Below are 19582 nucleotides of genomic sequence, written 5' to 3'. Positions count from 1 at the left end.
AACGCTAGAGTGCAGTTATTTTTTACGGTATTTGAGAAATGGAGGATATCGGCGAAAATAACTGCATTTTTGCACCTACTCCTACACCTTCGTATTCGGAAGAATACGGCCGGAGAGATGATCATCGGACCGATCCAGCCGGGACCAAATCGGTAAATAACAAAACGGCAGCGCGAGCAAAGAGCATGCGACATTAAAAATCGTTTGCGTATGGGCGATTTGCGCCGAGAGATCGCCGGTCAGCGAGGCTGCCATCCCTTGCAACAGCGGAACCAGCGGCAGGAACAACGCTGCCCCCAGCACGTTTAGCGTCACATGCGACCAGGCGACGAATCGGCCCGACCGGGTGCCGCCGATCGCGGCGATCACCGCGGTGACGCAGGTGCCAACGTTGGAGCCGATGACCATGGCGATTCCAAACTCCACCGGCAGGGCACCGCTGGCGGCAAGTCCCATCGTCATGGCGACGACCGCGGCACTGCTGTGAATGATCGCCGTCAGGACGGCGCCGGCGAAGGCGCCCCACAGCAGGCTGCCAGTGGCATGCTCCAACAGCCAAGAGATTACGCCGCGTTCCTCCAGCGCCGGACCGATCGATTGCATGAAGCGAATCGCGATCATCACGAGGCTGAAGCCGGCCATAGCAAGGGCACCAAACTGCAAGGGTTGCAGCCAAGGCAAGCGGCGCTGAATATAGCCGGGCAGCATTTCGCCGCCAAGCACGGCGGCCGCCCACATCCCTAACGAAACGATGAGCATGGGAACGCCTAGCTTGGCTATATTAAGGGCAAGCAGTTCCGTGGTCAGGCAGGTTCCGATATTGCCTCCCAGGATGATCCCTAACGTTCGCGCGTAGGACAACAACCTAGCGTTAACGAGCCCGATTGTCATGACCGTAACGGCTGTGCTGCTCTGCAGAACGGCCGTGATCAGCGTACTCGACAGCAAGCCGGTCCAAGGCGTTCGCGTTGTCCGATGAAGAAAACCGATCAGCTTGGGGCCGGCCCAAGCATGCAGGGAAGCCTCCATGACCTTCATGCCAAACAGGAATAGGGCGAGCCCAAACGTCACCGGGAACAAGATGTCTTGAAACATATCGGCGATCCCCTTTCCCGCAAAATAAAAGGCTACATTCGTACAAGTTACATATATGACGGACGGACAACTTCCATGCTAGCAAAGCAGGCGCAGGTCCGAGCCGAAGAGGCGCCAAGAAGCATTGGCTTACTTTTTTTATGAGGAGTGAAGTATCGAGTGGCAAGGGTTATACTGCAGCGCAGCCGTAAGAAACGGTTGGAAAAAGGGCATCCTTGGATCTTCAAGAACGAAATTGAGAATGTAGAAGGTAACGTAGAACCGGGCGCTTTGGTTGAAATTGTCGATTACCGACACCGCTACCTGGCAACAGGGTATTACAATCCGGCTTCGCAAATTACCGTCCGCGTCGTATCCTATACGCCGCTGGCGGCGATGGACACCGCCTTTTTTGTTCGTCGGTTTACGGAATGCATGAAGCATCGGGAACGGTTCGTGAAAGAGGATGCCTACCGGCTGGTCTACGGGGAAGCGGACTTTCTGCCTGGTCTGATCGTAGACAAGTTTGGAGAGGTGCTGGTCGTACAGCTGCTGACGTTAGGGATGGACCGCTGCCGAGAGCAGATCGTTACGGCGCTGACGGAAGTGTTGCATCCCGTTGGCATCTACGAACGCAGCGACGTATCCGTGCGTGAAATGGAAGGCCTGGAGCAGGTGAAGGGTCCGATCTTCGGAGAGCCGCCGCGTCATGTCATCGTGACGGAGAACGGGCTCCAGATTGAAGTGGATATCGAACAGGGGCAAAAAACGGGGTATTTCTTCGACCAACGGGAAAATCGGGCCTCCATCAAGCCGCTGATGACCGGTTGGGGCGAGCGCAGCGGCATCGCGCTTCAGGAGTTGCCCACGGAAGACGGCGGAGTTCGACTTGCACCGGTCAACCGGAACGGCAAAGAGGTCACCTTCCCATATTGGGACGGGGCGACCGTGCTGGAATGCTTCTCACATACCGGAAGCTTCACCCTGCACGCCTGCCAATACGGGGCGAAAAAGGTCACCTGCCTCGATATCTCCGAGCATGCGATCGAAAGCGCGAAACGGAACGTCGAGTTAAACGGGTTCACCGACCGCGTTGAATTTGTCGTGGCCGACGCATTTGACTATTTGCGCAGCCAAGTGAAGGGTCTGGAGGAGCGGACGCGCAGGGCGGCTCAGGACGGCAAGGTCGATACTTCCGTACCGCTGACGGCCGGCGGCGGACGTTCCTGGGATGTCGTCATACTCGATCCGCCGGCGTTCGCCAAGACGAAATCGGCGGTCAAAGGTGCCTGCCGCGGCTACAAGGACATTAACCTTCACGGCATGAAGCTAGTTAACGAAGGCGGGTATTTGGTAACGGCCAGCTGCTCCTACCACATGCGGCCGGATCTGTTCCTGGAGACGATTTTGGAGGCCGCGGAGGATGCCGGAAAAGTGCTGCGCCTGGTCGAATGGCGGGCGGCTGGAAAAGACCATCCTCAAATTCTGGGGGTCGACGAAGGACATTACCTGAAATTCGCCATTTTCGAGGTGCGTAGTAAAGACGCTCTCTAACCTTGGAAACCAAGAGACAAGGGTGTAACATTTTTCCTGATTTCTGCCGATAGCTAAGGGTAAGAGGAAAAATGAAAGGGAGAGGGTACAATGAAGCCTTTGCGCAAGGGGACGCCAAATCGGGTCTAGGCTTGCTGCTCGATTTCGTCCGAAACATCCCGACTCACCCGGAATGGATGGACAGCTACATGAAAAGTAGGCAACAGGCTGATTTCTAAATTGAACAGGGATAGATGGGCCTCGTTTCGCGATTATCGCGGAGCGGGGCTATTTTTTATATGCGAATGTTTGATCGTATTTATGCTATACTGAAAACTAACGAATTGTCCGTGGTAGGAGGTACTTCCATGTCTTTACGGTTCATACTCGGCCGCTCCGGCAGCGGCAAAACCAGCCTCATTCTCGACCGGGTAACCGCGGCACTGCGCGAGCATCCCACCGGTCCGCCGCTCATCATCTTAACCCCGGAACAAGGCACCTTCCAAATCGAACAGCGGATCGCCACCGCCCCGGGACTTCGCGGTACCGTCCGCACTCAGGTGCTGGGCTTTCGCCGCCTGGCGCTGCGCGTCATGCAGGAAACCGGCGGTGCGGCGCTTGTACCGATCGATGACGAAGGCAAGAAAATGCTGCTGTACAAGCTCATGCGCCGTCGGAAAGGCGAGTTAAAGCTGTTTGGGCACGGCGGGGATCAGCTCGGATTAATCGACCGGATCGCCGGACTGTATACGGAAATGAAGAAATATAACGTGGATTTCCCGGCTTTGCAGGAGCACTATCGCCTTCTGGAACAAAGCGAAGGAGAGTCCCCGTTACTGAAGGATAAAATGCACGACCTTAGCCTGCTGTTCGCCGAATTCGACGAGGAGCTGTCCCGCTTGTACATCGACAACGAGGACCATGTGGTCAAGCTGGCACAGGGAGCCGGGAAATCGGATTATTTGCGGGGGGCAGAGATTTGGATCGACGGATTCCATACGTTTACCCCGCAGGAATACACGGCGATTATCGAACTGCTCAAGGCCGCCGCGTCTGTCACGATCTCGTTGACGCTGGATCGAACCTATAATGACGGAACGCTGCCGCATGAGTTAAATCTGTTCCACACACCCGCATCCGCCTTCGTCAAATTGAACCAACTGGCTGCGGAGGCTGGAATTGAAGTCCAGCCAGCCGAGCTGCTGGAGGAGCGTCCATTTCCCCGTTTTCGGGAGAGCGAGACGCTTTCGTATCTGGAGTCAGCTTACGAGCGGCGCTCACCGTGGCCGCAGTCAACTCCGCCGCAAGATCTGGGACGGGCTTTGTCTATACACCGGGCAGCCAGCCGGCGCGCCGAGGTTGAAGGCACCGCTCGCGAGATGGTGCGCTTGGCTCGGGAAGAAGGAATACGCTGGCGGGATATGGCGCTGCTGGTTCGTAATCTAGGGGATTACGAAGAGCTGCTCGCTCCGACGATGGAAGCCTACGGGATCCCTTGTTTTCTTGATCAGAAGACAAGCATGTTGTTTCACCCGATGGTTGAATTTATCCGTGCGACGCTGGACGTCGTGCTCGGGTTTTGGAAATATGATGACGTATTCCGCTGCGTAAAAAGTGAATTTCTTCTGCCGCTGGACGGCAGCTTGACGCGCGAGCATATGGATATGCTGGAGAATTATGCGTTGGCGAGCGGCATTCAAGGCTACCGTTGGTTTGACGGGCGGCCATGGAAGTCCGCTCCAAGCCTGTCGCTCGAGCAGGATGATCAAACAACGGCTTCGGCCAAGGCCTTGGAGCAGTTGAAACTGCTAGAACGTTGCCGCGCTGCGGTTGCCGGTCCCTTGTCGGCGTTCGAGAAAGAGATCCGGAAGGCGAAAAACGCCGCCGACATGTGTGCCGCTGTGTATCAGATGCTGGAGAGCGTTGAGGCGGCTCAGCGCCTGGATGTGCTGGCCCACCAGATGGTACGTGAAGGCAAGCCTCGCCAGGCGATGGAGCATCGCCAATTATGGGGCGCGGTGCTTGACGTGTTGGACCAGATCGTAGAAATGATGGGGGACGAGCCCCTGGAGCTGGAGCTGTTTGCCGGCGTGCTGGAGACCGGACTGAAGGAGCTCAAGGTGTCGCTGGTGCCGCCTTCGCTCGACCAGGTGCTGATCGGGAGCACCGAGCGTACGCGTTCGGGGCAGGTCAAGCATCTGTTCCTGCTGGGAATTAACGAAGGAATCATGCCGGCGAACCTGCAAGAGGAGGGCGTGCTTAGCGAGCAGGAGCGCCAGCGTCTGGCGGAGATCGGCTTAGAGCTGGCCCCGGGGCTTGCTCGCAAGCTGCTGGATGAGCGCTTCCTCGTGTATGAGGCGTTGTCGGGGGCGAGCCGCTCGCTGTGGCTTAGCTATCCGGCTGCGGACGGGGAGGGCGGCGCACTTCTGCCGTCCGAGGTCATCCGACATGTGAAACGGATCTTCCCGGGACTTCAGGAGCGGCCGCTTGTCTTAGCGCCGGGACCTGCCGATGGACTGGACGACCAGGCTGCTTTGCCAATGGAGTTTGTCTCGCGACCAGGACCCGCGCTCAGCGCTTTGATTGGTCAACTGCGGCGATGGAAAGCGGGGGAGCCCATTTCGCCGTTATGGTGGCGCGTGCTGGAATGGTACAAGACCCAACCGGAATGGGAGAGCAAAGCATCGCGTTTGCTCACTTCGCTGGATTATCGAAATCGGGTGCGCGGCTTGACGCCGGCGACCAGCAGGCGGTTATACGGCAAGCGGCTGCGGACGAGCGTGTCACGGATGGAGCAGTTCTCGGCTTGTCCGTTCGCGCATTTCGCTTCCCATGGACTGAAGCTGAAGGAACGTCAGCTCTACCGGCTGCAAGCGCCGGATATCGGGCAGCTGTTCCATGCTGCACTCAGTCAGATGGCAATTACCTTCAAGGCGCAAAACCGCAGTTGGGGTAGCCTCACGCCAGAGGAAGCGATTCAAGCGGCGAACACGGCGGTCGATGAACTCGCACCGAAGCTTCAGGGAGAAATCCTGTTAAGCTCCAAGCGTTACGGGTATATCTCCCGTAAGCTCAAAGCCATCGTCGGCCGGGCTTCGCTGATCCTTGGCGAGCAGGCGCGGCGCGGCAGCTTCGAACCGGTCGGGCTGGAGCTGGATTTCGGACCGGGGCGGTCACTGCCTCCCCTGACGTTTGAGTTACCTAACGGCTGCGTCATGGAAATCGTTGGCCGGATTGACCGGGTTGATATGGCGGAAGGCGAACAAGGCTTGCTGCTGCGGGTCATTGATTACAAGTCGAGTCAGACCGATCTGAAGCTGCATGAAGTGTATTACGGCTTGTCGCTGCAAATGCTCACCTACCTGGATGTCTTGCTGTCCTCGGCGGAAGCCTGGTTAGGCGAGCCAGCGCTTCCGGCAGGCACGTTGTATTTCCACGTGCACAATCCGCTGCTGCAGAGCAGTAACGGCATGAGTGCGGAGCAGGCGCAGCAAGAATTGTTGAAGCGGTTCAAAATGAAAGGCCTGCTGCTGGCGGACCGGGATGTGATCGCGAAAATGGACGCGCAGCTGGAAAAAGGGTATTCGGAGATTATCCCCGTTGCGCTTAAGGCGGACGGCGGGTTCTACAGCAGCGCTTCTGTGGCGACGCCGGATCAGTGGGATACGCTGCTGGGTTCCGTGCGGCAGACGATCACCGAGATTGGCACCCGCATCACCGACGGTGACGTGCAGATTGCCCCTTACCGACTTGGGATGGAGACGGCTTGTACGTTTTGTCCCTACAAACCGGTGTGCCGGTTCGAAGAGTCGCTGGACGGAAATGCGTACCACGTACTCGGCAAGCCGGGCAAAAACGAGATTTGGCAGCTCCTTGGACAGGAGAGCGGAAAGGAGACGACCCCTTCATGACAACCACGATGAAACCCAAACCGGCCGGCACTTATTGGAGTGATGACCAATGGCGGGCGATTGCCCTGTCTGGCGGCGATATGCTGGTTGCAGCAGCGGCTGGCTCCGGCAAGACAGCGGTGCTTGTCGAACGGATCATCCGAAAGCTGATGGACCGCGAGCAGCCGTTAAGCGTTGATCGGTTGTTGGTCGCTACGTTCACCAAAGCAGCGGCCGCGGAGATGCGGGGGCGGATCACGGAAGCGTTGGAGAAGGAGCTTGCCAAGGATTCGAACAATGAGTATTTGAATCGTCAGTTGGCCATGTTGGGGCGGGCTTCGATTACAACGCTCCACTCCTTCTGCATGGAGGTCATTCAGCGCTACTATACGTTGATTCCGCTGGATCCGGGCTTTCGGATCGCTTCGGAAAGTGAAACGGCGCTCTTGCGGCAAGAGGTACTTGAGGAGCTACTCGAGGAAAAATACGGCAGCGAACCGGTGGACAGCCCGTTTGTAAAGCTGGTCGATCGGTTTGGCGGGGAGCGCAGCGATGCGGCTGTGTTTACGCTGATACAGCGGCTTTACGATTTCTCCCGCAGCCATCCTTGGCCGGATCATTGGCTGCAGGAAGCGTCCTCGGCCTTTTTGGCACCGGATCTGAACGCCTTGGAGAAGAGCGCATGGGTCCAAAGCCTGCTGGCCGATACGGCATTGGCGCTTGGAGGCGCGATGAGCCTGCTGTCGCAAGCGAAGGCGTTGGCGCTGTCTCCGGGAGGACCGGAGCCTTACGCCGTGACGCTGGAGGAAGACCTTAACGTTGTCCAGTCGCTGCATGAAGCGGTGGCTGGAGGAGCTTGGGCTTCGTTGTACGACGTGTTTCAGGGGGCGAGCTTCGGCAAACTGAAGCCGGTGAAGAAGGATCAGACCGATCCGGATATCCAGGAGCGGGTGAAGGCGCTGCGGGAAGATGCGAAGAAGACCCTCGCCGATTTGCGCTCGCAGCTGTACGGGCGGCCGGCGGAGGCATTTTTGCGGGAGATGCATGACATGGCTCCATTGCTTGGCGCCCTATCCGGTTTAGTCAGCGAATTCGGGGAACGTTACCGTCTGCACAAGGTCTCTAAAGGCTGGCTCGATTTCTCCGATCTGGAGCATTATTGCCTGCGGATTCTACGGCATCCGGATTCGGAGCCGGGCGAGCTCCGTCCGTCCGACGCCGCTCTGGAATACCGCCAGCAGTTCGATGAGGTGCTGCTGGACGAATACCAGGATACCAATACAGTTCAGGAGACGATCGTACGGTTGATCGCCCGGGAGAACCCGGGCAACCGGTTTATGGTCGGTGACGTGAAGCAGAGTATTTACCGCTTCCGTTTGGCCGAGCCTGGTTTGTTCCTGGAGAAATATCGGACCTATGGGGATGATTTTGACGGGGCCGGGATGCGTATCGATTTAGCCAGGAACTTTCGCAGCCGGCGCGAGGTCGTCGACGCGGTGAATTTACTGTTCCGGCAAATCATGAACGAAAGCGTGGCGGAAATTTCTTACGATCCCCGCGCCGAGTTGGTGTATGGAGAAGGTTTTCCACTTGAGGCTATAGAGGATTATCGCCCCGAGTTATTGCTGATTGATCGCGACGCGGGTTCGGGAGGAAGTTCGGAATCATCCGACCGCGGAGACGGCGAAACGACGCAAGGCGAAGGCGGGGAAGAGGAAGATGAGGCCGCTTTGATTGAAGCGGTGCGTCTGGAGGCCCGTGCGATTGCGGCCCGTATCCGCGGGATGCTGGGGGAAAGCGGCGAACCGCTGCGCATTTATGATAAACAGCTGCAGGCGATGCGTCCGGTGACTTTCCGGGACATGGTGATTTTGCTGCGTTCGACGCTGACCTGGGCACCGGCCATGATTGAGGAGCTTCGGGTAGAAGGGATCCCGGCATACGGGGAACTGAGCCAGGGGTATTTTCAGGCTTCCGAGGTCGAAACGATGTTGTCGCTCTTGCAGGTCATTGATAACCCGCTGCAGGACATCCCGCTGGCGGCGGTGTTGCGCTCCCCGCTCTATGATTTCTCCGAGGAGGAGCTGGCGGACATCCGCCTCGCATCCCCTGGTGGCCGTTATTATGAGGCGGTGCTCGCAAGGGCTGCTGACGGGAATGCGGAGATGTCGCCGGAAGGCGGAGACAACCAAATGAATGATTCGGGGGGAGAGTCTATAACCCCGGTGGCTGGGCTTGAACGTGATGTGCTGTCGCTCAAGCTGCTGGCCTTCTTGCGGCAGTTGGAGGTTTGGCGCGGCATGGCCCGAGTCGGGCAACTGGGCGATCTGATTCGGGAGATTTACCGGGAAACCGGTTATCTGGAATGGGTCGGCGGCCTGCCGGGCGGAACTCAACGCCAAAGCAACTTGCAGGCGCTGCTGGACCGGGCGAAACAATACGAGGTGTCCTCCTCTGCACCGGGTTTGTTCCGCTTCCTGCGCTACGTGAACCGGCTGCGCGAGAACGGCGGCGATCTCGGCGCGCCAGGAGACGGCGGGGAGCAGGGCGACGGCGTTCGCATGATGACGATCCACAAGAGTAAAGGCTTGGAGTTTCCGGTCGTGTTTGTCGCCGGATTGTCGAAGCAATTTAATCGACAGGACTTGAATGCGCCATTCCTGATGCATAAGGAGATGGGGTTTGGTCCGAAATACGTTGACGCGGATACTCGCGTCAGCTACCCGACGCTGCCGAATCTGGCCATCCGGCGACGGGCGCAAATGGAGTTATTAGCGGAGGAAATGCGCGTGTTATACGTGGCGCTAACCCGCCCGAAGGACAAGCTCGTGCTCGTCTCTTCGGTAAAGAACCTCACCAAATCCGTCGAAATCTGGGGCGGCGCGCTGGAGGCTGACGGTGAACAACTGCCGGATTATTTGCTGGCGCGGGGTCGCTGTTACCTCGACTGGATTGGCCCGGCCTTGATTCGCCACCCGAGTGCTCGGGAGCTTCGGCAGTTCGCCGGGCTGCCGGAAACGGGCTCCACCCTGTTGGCGGACAGCCCATCCGAGTGGGATGTCGCGTTTATTTCCGCTCGTGCGGCGGGACAGACCGGCGGAGCGGAAGCGGCGGCTACCGCGGAGCATGCGGCGGATCCGGCGCAAATCAAGGCGTTGCTTCAAGGAGGCCCAGTAGCGGTTCTGCCGGGAGCGGTGGACGATTCAGAAGCCGCTGCGGTGAAAGAAGCAGTGGCGACCCGGCTAAGCTGGACGTATCCTTATGCTGCAGCCAGTCGGATAGCGGCCAAAACCTCTGTGACGGAGATGAAGGCGCTGTTGGCGATGCAAGAGGAACCGGCGCGTGACGTCTTCGCCGAAGCGGAGCTGGCGCACGAACGGGAGCAGGCGGAGGCGGCGGAGCAGCCCGAGTTCAAGCTGCATCTGCGGCGGCCGCGATTCATGGAGCAGCGCAAGCTGACGCCAACCGAACGCGGGGTTGCTTACCACACGCTGATGCAGCATCTGCCGTTTGATGCGGAGCCGGGGATCGGTGTGGTTCAAGCGACGCTGACCGGACTCGTCGAGCGGCAGATCATGACCACCGAGCAGGCGGCCGCAATCGACGCGGAGAACATCGCGAGATTGCTGTTAAGCCCGCTGGGCGAGCTGCTGCGTCAGGCGGATTGGGTGAAGCGAGAAATGCCGTTCAGCTATGGGCTGCCCGCGGCGGAAGCTTCGCCGCAGCTTGGAGGCCTGGAAGCAGCGGATGAAGCTCTGGCCGGTGCATTTGCTGGCGAAGCGATCCGGGAGCTGGACGGGGAAATCGTGCTGATCCAGGGGATCGTGGACTGCCTTTTCGCCGTGGACGGCAAAGTGTACCTGCTCGACTACAAAAGCGACCGGGTGCTGGAGCATCGCGGCGGCACGGCGGCGCTGGCGGAATCGTACCGGTTCCAGCTGGAGCTGTACGCCAAAGCGGTCGAAGAAATCACCGGCGCGGCGGTTGATGAGAAGTGGCTGTATTTCTTCGATGGCGGCCAAGCGGTGAAGCTGTAAGAGAATCAATTAAACTAAGAAGCACAGATACAGATAGAGTGAAATGATGTTCTTATTTCGGCAAATCCGTGCGGTTAAGGAAATATAGCGATATTGCCGGAATAGCGACATCTGTTCACTCTATTTCTTTCGGTGAGCTTCCTAAGCTAGCAATGGAATATACTAGAGTCAAATACTAGAGTTTATGAACTGTATTGTTGAAGAACTAGGATGTTGAAACGCCGGCGTTCGTTGGCGGGATTAAGGGGGAGAAACGGATGCGTATATTACATACGGGCGATTGGCATTTGGGACGTACGCTGGAAGGACGCAGCCGGCTTGCAGAGCAGGAGGCGTTCTTGGAGGAGCTGGCGCGGATGGTGAAGGAGCAACAGGTCGATCTCGTCCTGATGGTAGGTGACGTCTATGACAGCGTGAACCCGCCGGCCGCGGCGGAGGGAATGTTCTACGAAGCGGCGGCAAGGCTGACGGAGACCGGCTGCCATCTGGCAGTGATCGCAGGCAACCATGACCAGCCGGAACGGGTGGCCGCAGTGTCGCCGCTGGTTGCGCGCCGGGGCATCTCGTTGGTGGGGCTGCCGGTACCGAAGGCGATCCCCGTCCCCGTTGCCCGCACCGGGGAAACGGCGATCATCGCCGCACTGCCATATCCGTCGGAAGCCCGCCTGTCCGAGCTGCTGGCTGGGGATGCGGACGAGTCCGAGCTGCGGCTCGCCTACAGCGCTAAGGTGGGTCTGCTGATGCAGCAGTTGGCGGGCGCATTCCGTCCGGAGACGGTTAATCTCGCAATGAGCCATATTTATGTACTCGGCGGACTGGAGTCCGATTCCGAACGTCCGATCCAAGTTGGCGGCGCTTATACCGTTGACCCGTCCGCGCTCGACGTAGGCGCGCAATATACGGCGCTGGGTCATCTGCACCGACCGCAGGCGGTTAAAGGCGGCGGATTGACCCGGTACAGCGGGTCGCCGTTGGCGTATTCTTTTTCCGAGGCGGGACAAGCCAAGTCGGTGATGTTATTGGACGTGGCTCCAGGCAAAGAGCCGATCCTGGAGGAGCTGTTCCTGAGCAGCGGTCGGCCGTTGGTCCGTTGGAGCTGTCGGGGCGGACTGGCGGAAGCGTATCGCTGGCTGGAGGAGGGACGGGACGCCAATGCGTTTATCGACCTCGAAATCAGCCTAACCGAAGCGATGTCACTGGGCGATATCCAGGCGCTGCGCAAAGCCCATGAGGGCATCGTGCATATCCGTCCGGTGTATCCCGGACGGGAGTTGGAGGAGGACGAACTGTCGTCCCGCGCGAGCGTGCCGGTGCATGAGCTATTTCGGAAGTTTTATCAGCGTCAAACCGGCGGGGCGGAGCCCGAGGAGGAATTGGTTGAGCTGTTTATGTCGCTTGTTTCCGAGGGAGAGGACGAGGCTTCGGGCGAAGATGAATTTGCGGAGGGGGGAAGCCGATGAAGCCGATTACGCTGAAATTAGCCGGACTGCAAAGCTACCGAGAGTCGCAGACGATCGATTTCACGGAGCTGTGCGAGACGGGATTGTTTGGCATTTTTGGGCCGACGGGCAGCGGGAAGTCGACGATTTTGGACGCGATTACGTTGGCCTTATACGGCAAGGTCGGCCGGGCATCCGGCGGAACCCAAGGCATCATGAATCATTCGGAGGACACGTTGTTCGTGGCGTTTACGTTCGAGCTGAACTCCGCCGCCGGCACGGAACGCTACCGCGTGGAGCGACGCTTTAAACGGCAGGGCGAGCTGTCGGTGAGCAATACGATCAGCCGGTTTATCGAAATCCTGCCCGAAGGGGAAAAGGTCGTCGCCGACAAGCTCGCCGATGTAACGCGCTGTGTGGAGCAGAAGCTTGGCCTCAAGATGGACGATTTCACCCGCGCGGTTGTGCTGCCCCAAGGCAAATTCGCCGAGTTTCTATCCCTGAAAGGAGCGGACCGCCGGGCGATGCTGCAGCGGTTGTTTCACTTGGAGAAATACGGCGACTTATTAGGGCAGAAGCTAACCCGCAAGGTACGGGCCAACGAGCAGCGCCGTGCCGAGGTGGCCGCCGAGCAGCAAGGGCTCGGCAATGCCTCCGCCGAGGCGCTGGAGGAAGCGGCGGCTGCGGCGCGCGAAGCCGCGGAGCAGGCCGCCGAGCGGCGCCGCGAACTGCAGCAGGCGCAGCAGCGCTACGACCAGCTCGCGAAGGTGCGCGAGCTGGCGGTGGAGCGCGCCGAGCGCGCGGCGCAGCTTGAGGCGCTGCGCGCGCAAGGCGGCGAGGTCGCCGCGCTGGAAGCGAAGCTGGCGCGCGGAGGCGCCGCCGAGGCGCTCAGGCCGGTGCTCACGGCCTGGAAAGAGGCGCAGCGCGCCGCGGCGGAGCGCGCGCAGCTGGCGGCCGAAGCCGAGCAGGCGGCTCTGGCCGCTGCGGCGGCTGCCGCCGAGGCCAGCGCGGCCGCCGAAGCCGCTGCTGCGGCGCTCGGCCGCGAGGAACCGGCGCTGCTCGTGCGGCTCGAGCAGCTGGAGCAGGCGCGCGGCCTACAGGAAGAGGCCGCGCGCCTCGGCGCCGAGCTGCAGCGGTTCGCGGCGCAGCGCGCGGAGGGCGCGCAGCGCAAGCAAAACCTCGCCGAGCAGACGGCGAAGGAGGAGCAGCTGCTAGCCAAAGCGCAAACGCGCCAGCGCGAGCTGGAGCAGCAGCTGAAGGAAGCGGAGGTCAAGGCCGAGGAGCGCCGTCTGGCGCAAGCCGCCGTACAGCTGGCTCAGCAGTTGACCTCACTGCAGGAGCAGCTCACGGCGGCGGAGTCCGAAGAGGCGGCAGGGCGCTCGAACCTGCAGCAAGCATCGTCCAAGCTGGAGCAAATCGCCGCCGAAGTCGCCGCCGTGCAGCAGTCCGGGCAAATCCTTGCCGGGCAGCTCGCGGAAACCGCCGTACAGTTGGCGGCATTGGAGGAAGAAGTGCGGCAATATGCTTGCGCGCTTACAGGGGACGAAACGACGCTGCGCCAAGCGCTTAAAGCCCGCGAACGCCACTTGTGGGCCGCCCGGCTCGCAGAGCAGTTGGATCACGGCGAGCCATGCCCCGTGTGCGGCTCCGCGCATCATCCGGCACCAGCACAGGCCGATGCCGAAGAGACGGCCGGCGGCGAAGCGGAGCTTGCGGCGCTAGCGGACTTGATCGCGGAGGCTCGCGAGTTGCAATTCGCCGTCTCCCGCGACCGCGACGCTTGCGGCGCTTTGCTGCAAGCGCTCGGCCGTGACGGCGGCGAACCGGCCCCTGCGGCCGCAACGCTCGCCGCCGCTCGCGAAGCCGCCGCTACTGCCGAGGCGGCCGCGCCGGACGTGCCTGCGCCGGCGCCTGCCGGCTTGGCTGCTCGCCAGCGGCAGGCTATGGCGCTGGGCGAGCGGCACGCGACTTGCCGCCGCCGGGTGGAGGCGCTGCAGCAGGAAGGCCGCGCCGCGCAAAACGCGCTGGCGGCCTTGCAGCCGCAGCGTACCGCCGCCGAAGCGGCCGCGGCAACGGCCTCCGGGCTGTTGGAGCAGGCCGCGGCGCGCAGCGCGCAACACCGCGAAGCCCTCGCGGCCAAGCGGCGCGAGTGGGTGGAGCAATACCCGGGCTTCACGCCAGAGGATGCTGCCCGGCAGATGGAGTCATTTGCCGCGAAAGATCGGTTGGCGGAAGACCTGCGTGGCCGACTGACGGTCAGCGTGCCGTTTATCGAGGAGAAGACGGCAAAGCTTCAGGCATTAGCCGGAGAAACGATCGAGTTGGATAAAACCTTGGTGCAATGGGAAGTGCAGGAGCAAAGTAAACAGGAGCTTCTGCGCGAGAAACAGGAGAGGCTGCATACACTGGCTGGAGAACGCCCTGTTGAGGAGCTGCTTTCGGAAGCTAAGGAGCAGCTGACGGCCCTTCGAAAACAGGCGGAGAGCAGTCGGGTGCAGCAAACCGAAACCACAGCGCGTAGCCACGAGTTGGCCAAAGCGGAGGCGCTTGCCGGTCAAGCGGCAACGGTGGCCCGAGAGCAGGAGGCAGAGCTTCAAGCCCGCTGGCATGAGGCGCTGACGGCATCGCCTTTCGACGGAGAAACCTCCGTCCTGGACAACCTGCTCGCCCCGGGAGAAGCGGAATCCATCGCGGGTAGGGTACAGAACCACCGCAGCCGCGAACAGGAGCTGGTGATCGGCCTTAGTGAGCTGGACGCCAAGCTAGCGGGACAAACGATTAGCGATGAGGAATGGCAGCAAAGCGAAGCGGTGCTGATCGTCGCCAAAGAGCAAGATGAGGTTGCTCTGCAACGGAAGGCCCGCGTCGAGCGGGACTGGGAGGACCTGCAGGTCCGCCACGTCCGCTGGCAGGAGTTGGAGACGGTTCGGGGCCAGTTGGAACAGGAAGCAGGTTTGCTCACCAAATTGCAGTCCGCGTTGCGCGGTAATGCCTTTGTTGAATACGTGGCGGAGGAACAGCTAATGAACGTCAGTCATGCGGCATCCCAACGTCTGCGCTTCCTGACGAAGCAGCGATATGCCCTGGAGACGGATTCCGGCGGCGGATTCGTAATACGCGATGATGCAAGCGGCGGCGTAAAGCGTCCGGTAGCGACGTTGTCGGGCGGAGAGACTTTCTTGGCCTCGCTGGCACTGGCGCTCGCCTTGTCCGCGCAGATCCAGCTGCGCGGACAATATCCGCTGCAGTTCTTTTTCCTGGATGAAGGCTTTGGGACGCTGGATCCGGAACTGTTGGACACGGTGATTACCTCGCTGGAGCATTTGCATCACGATCATCTCTCGGTGGGGATTATTAGCCACGTCGCCGAGCTGCGGGCGCGGTTGGCCCGTAAGTTGGTCGTCATTCCTGCGGAGAGCGGGGGTGCCGGCTCCCGGATTGAGCTGGAACGGTTGTAACGGAAACGGACGGAACGGAGGAACGGAGGAACGGTATGAAAATACGGGTGCTGATCGCGGATGACAACTCTTTTATCCGCGAGGGGATGCGGATCATATTGAACAGCTTCGAGGAATTCGAGGTGTCGGAGACGGTGCAGGACGGGCAGGAGGCGGTCGATTACTGCCGGTGTAATCCGGTGGATGTCGCGCTGCTGGACGTGCGGATGCCGAACCTGAACGGTGTGGAAGCGACCCGATTGTTGACGGAGGAAGGGTTGGCAAAGCCGTTGATCCTGACTACGTTCGACGACGATGAATACATTATGGATGCCATCCGTTTCGGGGCCAAAGGGTACTTGCTGAAAAACAATGATCCGGAACGGATCCGCGACGCCATCAAAAGCGTGTATTACGGCCATAACGTCCTGCAGGACGTTGTGCTGGATAAGCTGAAGCAGTCGCTCGCCTCCGGTGCAGTCCCTAGGGAAGCCGTTACGCAAGCGAAGCCGGAACACCAGGACGCTCGGGCGCATGAGGTTGCTCCGGCCCCCGCTTCAGCTGCGGTTCCGATATCGGAAAATCCCGGTCTGCCACCGATTGATCTGGATCCGTTCACCGAACGGGAACTGGAGGTCATGTCGCGAATTGCCAAGGGGTTATCCAACAAGGAAATCGCCAAGGAAATTTTCATTTCCGAGGGAACCGTGGCCAATTACATTACCTCGATCCTGAACAAAACCGGGCTGGAACACCGCACGCAAATCGCCATATATTATTTGACTGGAAGGACTCGCTAGCCTATGGAAAGTTGGAGCCTCGGCAAAAGATGGCTTGTGCTTGGCCTTGCAGTCGCCCTGATCTATGCGGTGGAATCGTCCCCGTCCCCTCGGCTGATCTTATTTATCCTGCTTTATCTGGCTTTGGATCTCACGGCGCTCTTGCTTCACAAAACGGGTTATCGGGACGCTATTTATGGGATATTGATCGTATACTGCTCCGTTTGCGCGGTTTACGTCAACCCCGAGTTCGCACTCCTGCTGCCGCCAAGCGCCTATGAAACGGCGAGAGGGATCGCCGCGCGTATTACCGTAACGGTCTTGCTGACGATCCCGCTGCTATTCCTGGAGGCGCCGCTTTCAGAGGTTTATGCGTTTATCGCGGCGATTAGCTTGTTTGACGGGATCTACATCCGGCACCTATTGTTGCGCCAGGTCCGGCAGGAGGAACAACTCGACAAACTGCGTCTGGATCAGGAGAAGCTGCGGAAGCAACTGCACGGTAATCGGGAGTTCATTCGGGCTTCGGAATACACGTTCAAGCTGGAGGAACGAAACCGGCTCTCCCAGGAAATTCACGACGGCGTCGGCCATTCGATGACAGGAGCGCTGATCCAGATGGAGGCAGCCAAACGGGTGCTGCATACCGATCCGGCAGGGGCGGAGAAACTGCTGCAAAATGCGATCGGCATCGCCCAGGAATCGATAGAGCAAATCCGCCAAACGCTCAAGAATATGAAACCTCCAGTGGAACAGCTAGGCATTCACCGGTTGAGAAATACCGTGGAAGCCTTCGGTAGCCGTTCCGGGCTGCAGACCTCGGTCGTTCACCAAGGGGATCTGGAGAAGATTACACCGCTTTTCTGGAAGATCATTCATGACAATGTAACGGAAGCATTGACTAATACGGCCAAATACGGAGAGGCTACCTCCGTTCAAGTCGAAGTACGGGTGCTCGGCAAATGGATTCAATCCGTCGTTACGGATAATGGGCGAGGGCAGGCCAAAATCGTCAAAGGCATGGGCCTGCTCGGTATGGAGGAGCGCACGGCTGCGGTCAACGGCACGGTAATCGCGGATGGGACGCAGGGATTCAAGGTGACGACGTTGATTCCGTACGTCCCATCCAAGGAATGAAGAACCTCACCCCTCCTTGTCCGGCCCCGGCGACAACATGAACATTCTCATGCGCAAAGGATGAACTTATGCACTGACATAAGGGCATCCTTTTTTTCTACAATAGGGTCATGAACAAGAAGCAGGAATGGAGAGGTTGCAATGAATGTATTGGAGATTCACGGACTGACGAAAAAATTTGGCGACTTCATCGCAGTTGACAATATGTCCTTATCCGTTAAGGAAGGAGAAATTTTCGGGTTCCTTGGCTCCAATGGCGCCGGCAAAAGCACAACGATCCATCTGGTTGCCTCTCTGCTGCGTCCGACAAGCGGGGAAATCCGGATCCTGGATCAAGATATCGTCAAGCACAGCCGTTTTGCCAAAATGAATCTGGGGATCGTACCGCAGGATTTGGCAATCTATCAGGACATGACCGCTTATGAAAACGTGAAGTTCTTCGCTGGACTGTACGGCTTACGGGGAGCGGAACTCAAAGACCGGGCAGAGGAAGCGCTGCGATTTGTCGGGTTGGAGGATAAAGCTAAAAGCTTTCCGAAGAACTTCTCCGGTGGGATGAAGCGCCGGCTTAACATCGCGTGCGCCATTGCACACCGGCCGAAGCTGATCATTATGGATGAACCTACGGTCGGCATCGACCCGCAGTCGAGGAACTACATTCTGACCTCTGTGCGCAAGTTGAACGAAATGGGCTGCACGATTATTTATACCAGCCATTACATGGAGGAAGTCGAAGAAATTTGCTCCCGAATTGCCATCATCGACCACGGGAAAATCATCGCCGACGGCACGAAAGAGCAACTGATCGCTACGATTACCGATGTGAAGGAAGTGCGCATTGAACTGAAACAAGACGGCGAGACTTTTCTAGACCTCATTCGGACATTGCCCGGGGTACGCAGTGTAACGGCACAGGAAGAGATCATTCGTATTTACAGTGATTTGTCGGTCGATAACCTGAGCGGTATCTTGAAGCGGTTGATCGACGGCGGGGCGGTGATCCGTTCCGTCGAGGAGCAGGAACCGAATCTGGAGACGGTGTTCCTGACGCTAACCGGACGCAATTTGCGGGACTAGGGCGACGGTCGGTACATCGGATCGCTTAAGGAGGAGATTAGAAGAATGAATACATTATCCATCGCGCTCAAAGAACTCAAGAGGGAGACGCGCAACCGTTGGACGCTCGTGTTCATGCTGGCGTTTCCGATCGTGCTGATGTTGATTCTGGGCACGGCTCTGTCGAACGCCTTCGGGGGTACGGCCCAGGTGGGGGATATCCGCGTGCTGGTTCGGGATAACGGTGAAAATCCGGCTTTAACTCAGGCCTTTGGAATCTTTGTCAAAGAAACCGCCGACATGGGGTTGTCATTCGAGTCGCTCGCAACCGAAATAGACGGCCGATCGGAGGTCGAGAAGGGCCATTACGACGAATACGTAGAATTGGGGCGTCAAGGCATGTCGCTTTATTTAAGCGGCTGGAATGCGATTCAGAGCAATGTTGTGCAAGGCATGATGGCTGCCTTTGCGGAGCGATACAATGCGATTCTAGCCATTGAGAAGAATACACCGGGCCAGGCAGCCGCGGCTATGGCCGCAAGTTCAATGAAAACGAGGGATTATATCAAGGAGACGTCGATCACGGCCGATCGCCAGCCGGGTTCGCTTGATTATTACGCGTTGGCCATGACCTCCATGATCGCCTTGTGGAGTTCGCTTTCCGCCAGCCGGCTGATCTCCGGGGAGATCCGGCAGGGAACCAGCACACGGCTTGCGGCGTCCCCGATAGGCAAAGGGGAGATTTTCGCCGGTAAGGTGCTTGGCAACCTCGTGATTAACATGCTGTGCGTACTCATCCTCATTCTGTTCAGCAAATTCGCCTTTCAGGCTTATTGGGGAAATCATCCGGCTGCCGTCCTCGCCGTCTTGGGCTCGGAGGTCGTTATGGGCGTCAGTCTAGGTCTGGCCGTAAGCTATGTCTTGAAAGATGCGGCTACGCAGGGCGTACTCATGATCCTGACTCAGGTAGCGTCATTTTTCGGCGGAGCTTATTTTCCAATGGGGGCGGATGAAGACTTGGGTGTCATCGGTTATGCGGCGAACCTATCGCCGATCCGGTGGGCTAACGTAGCGATCACACGGATTATCTATAACGATCAGGTGTCGGTGATGTGGCCGGTCGTGGCTTTAAACTTGAGTCTCGCCATCGTCTTGTTGGCTGCGGCAGCGTGGATGATGCGACGTAAGGAGGGATTGTAA

At 58.9% G+C, this 19582-nt stretch carries 11 protein-coding genes; 10 read left to right on the top strand and 1 reads right to left on the bottom strand.

Annotation, left to right across the window (positions count from 1 at the left end; all coding sequences use genetic code 11):
- Nucleotides 1-81: 81 nt before the first annotated feature.
- A complete protein-coding gene (locus IM700_RS04490) occupies nt 82-1095 on the bottom strand; it encodes a Na/Pi cotransporter family protein (protein WP_193416387.1) in 1014 nt (337 codons plus the stop codon).
- Nucleotides 1096-1254: 159 nt separating this feature from the next.
- Here IM700_RS04490 and IM700_RS04485 point away from each other — a divergent pair, with 159 nt between their 5' ends.
- The 10 genes from IM700_RS04485 to IM700_RS04440 all read left to right on the top strand — a co-directional run bounded on the left by IM700_RS04485 (nt 1255) and on the right by IM700_RS04440 (nt 19582).
- Nucleotides 1255-2628 carry a methyltransferase domain-containing protein gene (locus tag IM700_RS04485; RefSeq protein WP_193416386.1) on the top strand — a complete coding sequence of 458 codons (1374 nt, stop codon included), beginning with the start codon at nt 1255-1257 and terminating at the stop codon, nt 2626-2628.
- A 71-nt stretch (nt 2629-2699) separates the two neighbouring features.
- Nucleotides 2700-2846 (top strand): hypothetical protein, encoded by a 147-nt coding sequence (locus IM700_RS04480; protein WP_193416385.1) that lies wholly within the window; start codon nt 2700-2702, stop codon nt 2844-2846.
- A gap of 129 nt (nt 2847-2975) precedes the next feature.
- Nucleotides 2976-6518, top strand: a complete 3543-nt coding sequence (gene addB, locus IM700_RS04475) for a helicase-exonuclease AddAB subunit AddB (RefSeq protein ID WP_193416384.1) — start codon at nt 2976-2978, stop codon at nt 6516-6518.
- Nucleotides 6515-10534 carry a helicase-exonuclease AddAB subunit AddA gene (gene addA / locus IM700_RS04470; protein WP_193416383.1) on the top strand — a complete coding sequence of 1340 codons (4020 nt, stop codon included), beginning with the start codon at nt 6515-6517 and terminating at the stop codon, nt 10532-10534. The genes addB and addA overlap by 4 nt, the downstream gene beginning before the upstream one ends.
- Before the next feature lie 257 nt (nt 10535-10791).
- On the top strand, nt 10792-11994 hold the full coding sequence (locus IM700_RS04465; RefSeq protein WP_193416382.1) for an exonuclease SbcCD subunit D: 1203 nt from the start codon (nt 10792-10794) through the stop codon (nt 11992-11994).
- Nucleotides 11991-15431: an AAA family ATPase gene (locus IM700_RS04460; protein ID WP_193416381.1), complete on the top strand. Its 3441-nt coding sequence runs from the start codon at nt 11991-11993 to the stop codon at nt 15429-15431. Before IM700_RS04465 ends, IM700_RS04460 begins: the two co-directional genes overlap by 4 nt.
- Before the next feature lie 35 nt (nt 15432-15466).
- Nucleotides 15467-16210, top strand: a complete 744-nt coding sequence (locus tag IM700_RS04455) for a response regulator transcription factor (RefSeq protein ID WP_193416380.1) — start codon at nt 15467-15469, stop codon at nt 16208-16210.
- Nucleotides 16211-16213: 3 nt separating this feature from the next.
- On the top strand, nt 16214-17326 hold the full coding sequence (locus tag IM700_RS04450; RefSeq protein ID WP_193416379.1) for a sensor histidine kinase: 1113 nt from the start codon (nt 16214-16216) through the stop codon (nt 17324-17326).
- Between the two features lie 141 nt (nt 17327-17467).
- Nucleotides 17468-18403: an ABC transporter ATP-binding protein gene (locus IM700_RS04445; RefSeq protein WP_193416378.1), complete on the top strand. Its 936-nt coding sequence runs from the start codon at nt 17468-17470 to the stop codon at nt 18401-18403.
- A 45-nt stretch (nt 18404-18448) separates the two neighbouring features.
- Nucleotides 18449-19582, top strand: coding sequence for an ABC transporter permease (locus IM700_RS04440; RefSeq protein ID WP_193416377.1), 1134 nt, complete (start codon nt 18449-18451; stop codon nt 19580-19582).

This window comes from Paenibacillus rhizolycopersici (genome assembly GCF_014947195.2).
Taxonomy (GTDB): Bacteria; Bacillota; Bacilli; order Paenibacillales; family Paenibacillaceae; genus Fontibacillus; species Fontibacillus rhizolycopersici.
This window is presented reverse-complemented; position numbering and strand designations above follow the sequence as displayed.